This is a genomic window from Niabella drilacis, assembly GCF_900101395.1.
Classification (GTDB): domain Bacteria; phylum Bacteroidota; class Bacteroidia; order Chitinophagales; family Chitinophagaceae; genus Niabella; species Niabella drilacis.
Genome location: NZ_FMZO01000025.1, coordinates 49,525 through 58,794, shown reverse-complemented (window position 1 = coordinate 58,794; position 9,270 = coordinate 49,525). Strand labels below are relative to the sequence as shown.

The following is a 9,270-nucleotide window of genomic DNA, read 5'->3' as shown; positions in this document are numbered from 1 at the left end:
CAGGTTGAGCCGGGGTAAAAACGCAGATAGTTCATACTCCACAGAATCGGTAAAACCATGAACAATCTTCAGGACAATGGATGAAAAGCTAAGTTTGGTGTTACGGGTAAAATCAACCGAACGGTTAAGATATTGCTTATCCAGAACGGGGCGCTCAACAAAAGAAAAGATTTTTTTTAGAGCCTTCGCTACTGCGCGCTCCTTCAGATTTTGTTACTTTTGACATATATTTTAGTTTTCAAACACAAAATAAGGCGTTTTTCCCCATAAGGTGATTATACGCCTTATTTTAATAGCATTGGTGAGGACACAAACCACGGCCCACGCCACGGTCAGTGTCCTCACTGACCGAGAAAAGAAATAATTTTGATGCCAGCTTATTATCACACCCGCTTTCCTCAGCCAGGACACAAAAAAACCTATAAGACCTAAGCCTTATAGGTTTTTTATACCCTGCTCAGCAGGTATTATTTTGCATTCGCAAATTCCCTGCGGATGATGTTCAGAGCCGCACCTGCCTTAAACCACTCAATCTGCTGGGCATTGTAGGAATGATTTACGGTAATGGTTTCTGAAGTACCATCTTTATGATGCAGTACCAGCGATAACGGCGTATCAGGCGCAAACGCCGTAAGGCCGATGATATCGATGGTATCATCTTCCCGGATCTTATCATAATCATCTTTATCAGCAAAGGTCAATGCAAGCATCCCCTGTTTTTTCAGGTTGGTTTCATGGATCCGTGCAAAAGATTTCACCAGCACGGCACGGGCTCCCAGGTGGCGGGGTTCCATCGCCGCATGTTCCCGGCTGCTGCCTTCTCCGTAGTTCTCATCTCCCACGATCAGCGTACCGATGCCAGCAGCCTTATAGGCACGCTGTGTAGCCGGTACCGGGCCATATTCCCCGGTTAACTGGTTCTTTACGTTATCGGTCTTATCATTAAAATAGTTCACCGCACCAATCAAAAGGTTGTTGGAAATATTATCCAGGTGCCCGCGGAACTTCAGCCAGGGACCTGCCATGGAAATATGGTCGGTGGTACATTTACCTTTGGCTTTGATCAGGAGCTTCAGACCTTTCAGGTCCGTACCTTCCCATTCAGGGAATGGATCCAGCAGCTGAAGGCGTTTGCTATCCGGTGCCACTTTTACCTCTATACCGGAGCCATCTGCAGCAGGGGCCTGGTACCCGGGATCATCCACGGAGAAACCTTTGGCAGGCAGTTCCTCACCACTTGGAGGATCCAGTTTTACCGTTTCTCCTTTTTCATTCACCAGCGTATCTGTAATCGGGTTAAAGGTCAGATCGCCCGCAATGGCCAGGGCGGTTACGAGCTCGGGCGACGCTACGAAAGCGTAGGTATTCGGGTTCCCGTCTGCGCGCTTTGCAAAGTTGCGGTTGAACGAGTGCACAATGGTATTTTTCTCCTGCTTGTCTGCCCCCACGCGGTTCCACATACCAATGCAAGGGCCACAGGCATTGGCAAATACCGTAGCGCCAATACTGGCAAAAGTATCCAGGAAGCCATCCCTTTCAATAGTGTACCGTACCTGCTCGGAGCCGGGGGTTATAGTAAATTCTGCTTTCGTTTTTAATCCTTTTTCATTTACCTGTTTGGCCAGCGAAACCGCGCGGCTGATATCTTCATAAGAAGAGTTGGTGCAGCTTCCGATCAGCCCCACTTCTACTTTTGTAGGCCACTCGTTAGCGGCAGCGGCCTCTTTCATTTTTGAGATCGGGGTGGCCAGGTCCGGGGTGAATGGCCCGTTCAGATGCGGTTCCAGTTCGTTCAGGTCAATTTCAATCACCTGGTCAAAATATTGTTCAGGATTTGCATACACTTCAGGATCTGCTGTCAGCTGTGTTTTAACGGCGTCTGCAGCAGCGGCCACATCCTCACGTCCGGTTGCTCTCAGATAACGGCTCATGCTATCGTCATAGGCAAAGGTTGAAGTGGTTGCCCCGATCTCAGCTCCCATATTACAAATGGTACCTTTACCGGTACAGCTCAATGCCTGGGCGCCTTCTCCAAAATACTCCACGATACAACCTGTTCCGCCTTTTACCGTCAGGATACCTGCCACTTTCAGGATCACGTCCTTCGGAGCGGCCCATCCGTTCAATTTACCGGTGAGTTTCACACCAATCAGTTTGGGCATTTTCAATTCCCAGGGCAGGCCCGACATTACATCGCAGGCATCCGCGCCACCTACTCCAATAGCGATCATTCCAAGTCCGCCCGCATTTACGGTATGGCTATCCGTACCGATCATCATCCCTCCGGGAAATGCATAATTCTCCAGTACTACCTGGTGGATAATTCCTGCGCCGGGCTTCCAAAAGCCGATCCCGTATTTATTGGATACCGAGGCCAGGAAATCAAACACCTCGCTGCTGTCTTTTTTTGCGATGGCCAGATCCTGGGCAGCCCCGGTCTGTGCCATGATCAGGTGATCACAATGCACCGTGGACGGTACCGCCACTTTATCGCGCCCCGCCTGCATAAACTGCAGCAACGCCATTTGCGCTGTTGCATCCTGCATAGCTACCCGGTCCGGGGCAAAATCAACATAATCAGCCCCGCGCTGGTAAGCCCGCCGGGCAGGTGCGGTCAGGTGTGCATAAAGTATTTTTTCAGTAAAGGTTAAAGGCTTGTTCACCAGCTTACGCGCCTCGTTTACCTTCCCTTCAAATTCGGCGTAAACCTTCTTTATGAGGTCAATATCAAATGCCATAGAAAAACGTTTATTGGATGTGAATAAATTGGGGCGAATTTACAAAAAACTGACAGAATAATAAAATCAACGCCGCAGATTCCGGTTTCTTTACAACCGGCTCCCCGCGGGGCAAACCAGGCCGGGGGCTTTTACGAATCCCGGTGTTTACCAGTTAACCAGGGTTATACCCAACCCAAATTGAGGATCAAGGGGGCACTTGCTCTTAATCTGGGGAACCTTTTCATTTATCCTGAACGTTAGAGCCGTATTTTCCCCCAGCGATAAAGGTTCAGGCACATTTGAGCCAACCGCTACCATTGTTCCAACGGGCAGTTCATCTGGCTTTACTGAGTCATCAATCCGGGCAATATCACTGCAAACATCATCTCCATCCCGGTTCACATGCAGTACGGTTCCGCCGGTAAACAGTTGCACGATCATAGAGATTGAGCAGCATATGCGCATTCCGGGCCCGCAAAACCGCCGTCGGGTACTATCGGTAAAAAATGAAGGAGGTACCCGCTTTTCTGTAACGCCAGCCCTTAAACCGGGCAACAGCAGCGGCACTGTCCTTATCAACCACCCATACAGTATGCAGGCTATCCGCCTTAAAACCGGGCAGGTACCGGTTGCTTCGCGGATCACCGGAAACAATCTGCACGGGTGCATTCTTCTGCCGGGTATAATAATCAATGGAAGGATAATAATAGAAAAAGCTGCGGGTATGATCGATAAGGGTATTCTTCTGCTCCTGCACCAGCCATGTTCTCAGGTGCAGGCCTTCCCGGTCGCTTTTTACCGACCAGTTCAGATAAGCGCTGTTATGCGTTTTCCAGTGATACATTGCTACCAGCACCAGCAAAACAACTCCGGCACACAGCCTGTTCACCTGTTGCAGACGCCCGATCAATAATACCCAGGCGGTCACCACGGGTACCACAACAAACGGCATTGCCCTTACCGGCACATGATACCCCAGCAGCCAGAAGCTATAAAACGGGAACATCAATAACGCCCAAAGCATCCCCCCTGTTTTGAATTTTCCATAAAAAAAGGGGGTCAGCAATAACAAAAAAATGCCAACAGCCTCCCCCGCCCCGCCCATAAAGGCAGCAATAACACCAAGGCTGAATTTTTTAAACACCAGTGCCAACTCATGAAAGGGCAGCCGGCCGGCAGCATCCCTTATGATACCGCTGCCGCCCACACCCAACAACATCGGCAGGTACAGCAATGCTACCAGCAGCAGCGCCGCAGTGAGCCCCTTTATCACCTGCCGGGTCATACCCCTGCCTGCGATAATGAAAAACACGCCGATCACAAAAGGAAAAAGAAAGGTAGGGATACTGTAAAAGCCCAATACTGTTGCAACCACTATCCAGAAAACAGAAGACCTGTTTTTATAGATCACATAACGATACGCCGCATATAAGAATAAGGCCGACAACAACAAAGCCAGCAGGGTTCCCCGCGCGTACAGGGTATAAAATGTTACCACCGGCATTACCGACATCAAAATAGCAGCACAGGCGGCCAGGAAAGCGTTGCCCGATATTTTCTTTGCGCCATAAAAAGTAAAAAAATAAAGTGCTGTACCAATCAGCAAATTGGGCAGCCGCATCAGCACTTCTTTGTTTTCAAAAGGAAGCAGGTCGGCCAGGTTCAGTATAAGATTGTGCAGCGGGTAATTATTCCGGACCAGGCAGGAATAATAGAACGGCTGCACAATGTAGGTATTGTAATTCCACAGTTCATCATGCTGGGCCGGGAACCAAAAAATATAAACCACCGACTTAACAAGATAAACCAGCAAGCCTGACCAGAACAGGCATCGGGGAACGCCCGTTAAATCTGCCGGGGCTTTGAAAACGGCAGTAATGCTCCTGCAACAAAGCCGCGTTCCCCCGATCCAGGCGGCAAGCATACGCGGTCCAAAACGAAAAAGAGCCAACAGCATCAAAACCAGCAGCGCTAAACCGCCCGGAATAAAAATGGCCTTAAACAGTTTGAATTTCCGCGGGCTGAAATATTTAGCCCGGATCGCCTGCTCCAGGTCGGGCCGCTGCAGTATAGCGACCGCCCGGTGCACTATCGCATCATAGCTGGTACCCAGCAGCATGAGCACCCCTATGCAAAGCGCCGCGGCTACCAGCAGGTAAATTGCATAAAACAGCGTTTTCTGGATTCCTTTTTCTGTAAGTTCCATCTGACTTTATCCGGGCTTATTTTGCAGCCAATACTTTTGCGGGTCGCTTATATAAACAGTTTATCCAGCAGGCCGGAATTTCCTGCTGTTCCTTAGCCACTCCAGATTTCTACATAGCGAAAATATCCTATTTCCCTTTATTTTGCCTGAAAATCAGCAGTTAACAATTTATTATTGCAGGTTAAGAAATATTAAATAATTTCGCAGTGCAATATTGATTGAGCACACTAACTATGAACCGTCTTAAAAGCTTTGTTGAATGGAACGCTTTCGGCGTTTGTTCTTCCATCGGGAACCGGATGAATATTTCCCCCAGCCGTATCCGGCAATATTTTATTTATACTTCGGTTTTAACGATGGGCTCACCCATCCTTATCTACATGATCCTGGCCTTTTTCAAGAACGTGAAAAATTATATCCATTCTTCTAAAAGAAACCCCTGGTACTATCTTTAAGGTTTTTCTTCATGTTTCAGCGCCTGTGGATATTGCACCGTGCGGAGCAGCAACTCCTTTTGGCAGCCCGATACTAAAGCGGGATCCCTTGCCCGGGGCACTTTCCACATTGATTGTTCCCTTATTCTGACGGACAAACTCACTGCAAAGCAATAATCCAACGCCGGCGCCCCGCTCCCCGATGGTGCCATAAGCGGGGTCCTGCGGGCCGCTGAACATTCGCTCCAGCAGCTCCGCATCCATTCCGATGCCATAGTCTGTAATGGTAATAACCACCTGCCCTTCCTGAACTGCCGCCGCTATTTCGATTTGCCCGCCGGGAAAACTGAACTTAATGGCATTGCTGAACAGGTTCCGGAACACCACGGAGATCTGGTCCCGGTCTGCATACAAAGCCACGCCGGATGGCACGCTGATGCTTACCGGGATCTTTTTCTGCTGCACAACAGGTTCAAAAAAAAGCTCCAATTCCGCCAGCAGCGGCGCCAGCAGGAAATGGGTGGGGGTCATTTGTATCCCCTGCATTCCACGGGCACTCCAGCGCAGCAAATTATCCAGCGTGTTGCTCAGCCGCGATACCCGGTCGTGAAGCACCGCAGTGGCAGCCCCCATTTCTTCTTTACTGAGCAACCCGTTCCGGAACTGTTCCAGCAGACCATCCAGCGTTGCAACCGGGCTGCGGATATCATGAGCCACAATCGAAAACAACCGCTCCTTATCCCGGTTCATAATTGTTAACGCCTGCCGCTGTCCTTCAATTTCACGCTCGTAATCTGATTGTATGGATTTAAAAAAGAGCAGGGCCAGCACAACAAAAAGTAAGGCTGTGGCCACATTGCTCCAGATGCGCTCCTCCGGTACCGGCAGTCCGAAAACAGGAGGCTGGGGAAAAAAGAGGATCAGCAGGTGCGCAATAATAATAAACAGGCTTAGCCCGATCACCACCCTGCGGTTATCATTGACTAAAATGACTATGATAAGAATATTGAGCAGGAAATACTGCGCGCCGTTATGAAAATACAATCCCGTAAAAGTATAAATCAGCAGGTTGACGCCGATCAACACCAGTCGCGCCCCCAGGTACATGCGCCGCCTGTGCATAGCAAACACCATCAGGGCAGAAAGGGTACTTGCCAGGTTAAGCCCCGCCAACATATAACGTCCCTGTACAAAATTGACCACGGTATAAAAAAACATAAAAGGGATACTGGGCAGCGCCAACAAATTCAACAGTTTGGTGCGCCTCGACTCAACATAGGGCATAGCGGGCTGTATTCCAACGTTGACGATACTGTTCCAAACCTTGTTTACATACTTTAGCAACAGCGGCTTCATTCTCTTGGTCATATGAAACAAAGATAGATCAATGGAGCAGATCTGCTGCGACCGGCACAACGCATCCCGCTTGAGGAAAGGAGCCGCTCCTGTTACCGGCGCCCGGCAACTGCTGCTCCAGGAGAACGGTATCTTACTGTATATCAGCATATTGCTATTTGTCTAAAAAAATAGCACACCCGACGTGTAACATTTTAAAACTTTTTGCTATTATTAGGTAAAGGGTAAATTACTTTGTTGGACCAGACCATAGAAATAGCGAGAGATGAGCAGGTTGAACTTTGCAAAAAGGGAGACAACAGCGCCTATTTCAGTGTCTATGAGCGGTACGCCAAACCCATGCTGAACAGCAGCATGCGCGTCCTGAACAACATTGCTGATGCGGAAGACATGGTACAGGAAGCGTTTATTGATGCCTTTAACAACCTGGAGTCCTTTACCTACAAAAGTTCATTTGAGGCATGGCTACGAAGAATTGTTATCAATAAGTCCATCAGCCTGCTCCGGAAACGAAAGATCACCTGGGCCGATATTGACCTTTCGGATGCAGCGGCGGATGCACCCGAAGAGACTCCCGAGGACCAGTTTGAATTTGATCTGCAGCGGGTAAAAGCAGCCATCAGGGAGCTACCGGAGAACTACCGGGTCATTTTTAATTTGTTTGTTATTGATGAGCTGAAGCAGGATGAAATTGCTTCACTCCTGAATATTTCGCATAACAATGTCCGGACCATCTATCACCGTGCAAAGAAAAAAGTGCTGGACATATTAAATTCGAAAGATCATGGGTAATCGATTGGAGGATTTTATAAAAAAGAATAAAGCCGCCTTTGACGACCAGGAGCCCTCTGCGGCCCTCTGGAAGCGTCTGGAAAAAAAAATACAGAAACCTGACCCGGAACCGGTCCGGTCCGTGGAACCCGCGGTGGCCAAAGTGGTTAAAATCAACTGGTGGAAATGGACTGCAGCTGCTATGATCCTGATCACCGCCGGTGTTTTAAGCAAACCTTACTGGAAGCCGGACGCTCCCGCTTCCGGTGGCCCGGGCCTCGCAATTCAGAAGAGCGAACCGGCCCATATGCCTGCAGGAACAGATAGCAATGAGCATACAACCAATAGCCCGGTTATGGCATATGATGAAACACATCGCCCCTCATCCGGCAATGATCCCAAAAAAGAGGACCCGCACGCCAGGGATCTGCAAACAGGAAATGAGGTTAAAGAGGAATTATTTCATTATACCCGCCTGATCGAGATCAAGCAAAAGGAAATCGCAACACTAAAAAACAATTACCCGGAGTTGTTTGAACAGTTTTCTGAAGATCTTACCACCCTCGACCGCTCGTATACTACCCTGAAACACAAATATGATGAGGGTTTGAACAGCGAGCAGCTTTTAACCGCCATGATCGAGAACCTGAAGTTGCAAACCGAACTCCTGAATAAGCAACTGGAGATCACCAAGAAACTTAAACAACAAAAAAATGAAGCATCATATAAAAATATTTAGCCTGCTCCTGTTACTGCTGGCGGTTTCCAACGCCAGGGCCTATAACGATAGCGATGAATGGAATGCCGAAAAAAGGAAAACGATCTCCCGGTCGTACCCCCTAACGGATCGCTCCCGGGTTTCTATCAAAAATTCTTTTGGGAACGTAACCGTAGTCAACTGGAACAAAAACGAAGTCAAGGTAGAAGTAACCATCACGGTTAAAGCCAACAGCGACGAGGCAGCTTCCGCTATCCTTGATGGTATTCATATTGAGGAAAGCAGTGGCACAGATGTTTCATTTGAAACTAAAATCCGGTCCCGGAACAATACCGGCCGCGGCAAAAGCTCATCCATGCAGATCAACTATGTGGTGACCCTGCCATCCACCGCCAACCTGAGAGTAACCAACTCCTTTGGCAACACAACGATACCTGACCGTTCGGGTGCCACCGAGCTGTCCCAGTCATACGGAGACCTGACTACCGGTACCCTGGCCAACACCGAGCGGCTATCTGTCGATTTCGGGAAGCTGATCGCCCGGGAACTGGAGAACACCAAGGTGCACGTAAAATTTTCAAAGGTGGAGATCGGAAAACTCTCGGGCAATTTTGATGGAAACTTCCAGTTTTGTACCAAACCCTCGATCAGTTTTACCCCGGCGATCAGGAATGTAAAAATTGAGACCAAATATTCTGACCTGACGATCTCTTTTCCCAAACCCTTCGACGCCAATATCGATATTATAACCAATTTCGGGAAGGTCATGAACAACAGCGACCTTAAACTGACCGATAAGGACGGAGGCCGGTTAACCGAAATGAAATATACCGCGCCTTCATCCAGGACCGATCGTAAGATCTCCATCAGGAGCGAGTTTGGGAAGATCCAGCTCAGGTAGCGACGGGGTGCAACAGACGCCGCGGGATCTTACAGTTCTGCGGGCGGACCTGCTCCCACATGCATGGATTACTCCCTGTCAAATACATCATCCGGCCCCGGGATTTACGCTGCTTTTACAGGATAAAAAAAAGGCCATTTAAGATGGCCCTGGTGCAGTAAAAA

General features: G+C 48.9%; 7 protein-coding genes. 4 read left to right on the top strand and 3 right to left on the bottom strand.

The annotated features are described in order from the left end of the window. Positions 1 to 467: 467 nt before the first annotated feature. Together BLS44_RS24435 and BLS44_RS24425 are read right to left on the bottom strand one after the other, a co-directional pair. A complete protein-coding gene (locus BLS44_RS24435; protein ID WP_090393380.1) occupies positions 468 to 2,738 on the bottom strand; it encodes an aconitate hydratase in 2,271 nt (756 codons plus the stop codon). 475 nt (positions 2,739 to 3,213) lie between these two features. After that, positions 3,214 to 4,926, bottom strand: coding sequence for a glycosyltransferase family 39 protein (locus BLS44_RS24425; RefSeq protein WP_090393377.1), 1,713 nt, complete (start codon positions 4,924 to 4,926; stop codon positions 3,214 to 3,216). A 233-nt stretch (positions 4,927 to 5,159) separates the two neighbouring features. Here BLS44_RS24425 and BLS44_RS24420 point away from each other — a divergent pair, with 233 nt between their 5' ends. Continuing rightward, on the top strand, positions 5,160 to 5,381 hold the full coding sequence (locus tag BLS44_RS24420; RefSeq protein ID WP_090393376.1) for a PspC domain-containing protein: 222 nt from the start codon (positions 5,160 to 5,162) through the stop codon (positions 5,379 to 5,381). Positions 5,382 to 5,390: 9 nt separating this feature from the next. Here the strand turns inward: BLS44_RS24420 and BLS44_RS24415 are convergent, their stop codons facing one another. Continuing rightward, complete coding sequence (locus BLS44_RS24415) at positions 5,391 to 6,866, bottom strand: sensor histidine kinase (protein WP_090393374.1); 1,476 nt, start codon at positions 6,864 to 6,866, stop codon at positions 5,391 to 5,393. Between the two features lie 87 nt (positions 6,867 to 6,953). On the opposite strand from BLS44_RS24415, the gene BLS44_RS24410 reads away from it, so the two are divergent. Genes BLS44_RS24410 through BLS44_RS24400 form a run of 3 tightly spaced genes read left to right on the top strand, consistent with a single transcriptional unit; the run spans position 6,954 to position 9,106 of the window. After that, a complete protein-coding gene (locus BLS44_RS24410) occupies positions 6,954 to 7,508 on the top strand; it encodes an RNA polymerase sigma factor (RefSeq protein ID WP_090393372.1) in 555 nt (184 codons plus the stop codon). After that, positions 7,501 to 8,226, top strand: coding sequence for an anti-sigma factor (locus BLS44_RS24405; RefSeq protein WP_090393370.1), 726 nt, complete (start codon positions 7,501 to 7,503; stop codon positions 8,224 to 8,226). The genes BLS44_RS24410 and BLS44_RS24405 overlap by 8 nt, the downstream gene beginning before the upstream one ends. Beyond that, complete coding sequence (locus tag BLS44_RS24400; protein WP_090393368.1) at positions 8,201 to 9,106, top strand: hypothetical protein; 906 nt, start codon at positions 8,201 to 8,203, stop codon at positions 9,104 to 9,106. Before BLS44_RS24405 ends, BLS44_RS24400 begins: the two co-directional genes overlap by 26 nt. The last annotated feature ends 164 nt before the right edge of the window (positions 9,107 to 9,270 follow it).